Here is a 661-nt window from a genome sequence, read left to right as displayed (position 1 = left end):
CGCCACGAACCGCAGGAACCCGCCCGCGGTGCCGCCGTCGCAGACCCGGTGGTCGAAGGTGAACGACAGCTGGGTGACCTCGCGCACCGCCAACTCCCCCTGGTGGACCCAGGGTTTGGCGACGATCCGGCCGACCCCGAGCATCGCCGCCTCCGGGTGGTTGAGGATCGGGGTGGAACCGTCCACGCCGAACACCCCGTAGTTGTTCAGGGTGAACGTGCCGCCGGTCAGCTCGGCCGGGGTGATCGACCCGGTCCGCGCCGACTCGGTCAACCGGCTCAGCTCCACGGCGAGTCGCTCGGTGCTGAGGCCCTGCGCGTCGCGCACCACCGGGACGACGAGCCCGCGCTCGCCCTGCGCCGCGAAGCCCAGGTGCACCGCCGGGTGCCGCAGGACGCCGGAACCGTCCCCGGTCACACTGGAGTTGAGCTCCGGGAAGCGCTCCAGCGCGACGGTGCAGATCCGGGCGAGCAGCGCGAGCACGCTCACCCTCGGCCCCGGAGCCTCGTTCAGCTTCCGCCGCAGGGCCATCAGTTCGGTGGCGTCCGCGTCCACCCAGCAGGTCGCGGCGGGGATCTCCCGGTGGCTGCGGCCGAGCTTCTCGGCCACCGCCTTGCGCAGCCCGCGCAGCGGGACGACCTCCCCGGCGGCGGCCGGCGCC

The 661-nt window shown here is 74.0% G+C and carries 1 pseudogene; it reads right to left on the bottom strand.

Annotated elements, in window-relative coordinates:
* Positions 1 to 661 (bottom strand): annotated as a pseudogene (locus tag ABD308_RS12290) (dihydrolipoamide acetyltransferase family protein); the annotation flags it as partial.

It is taken from the genome of Kitasatospora putterlickiae, from assembly GCF_039527695.1.
In the GTDB taxonomy this organism is placed as follows: Bacteria; Actinomycetota; Actinomycetes; order Streptomycetales; family Streptomycetaceae; genus Kitasatospora; species Kitasatospora putterlickiae.
This window is presented reverse-complemented; position numbering and strand designations above follow the sequence as displayed.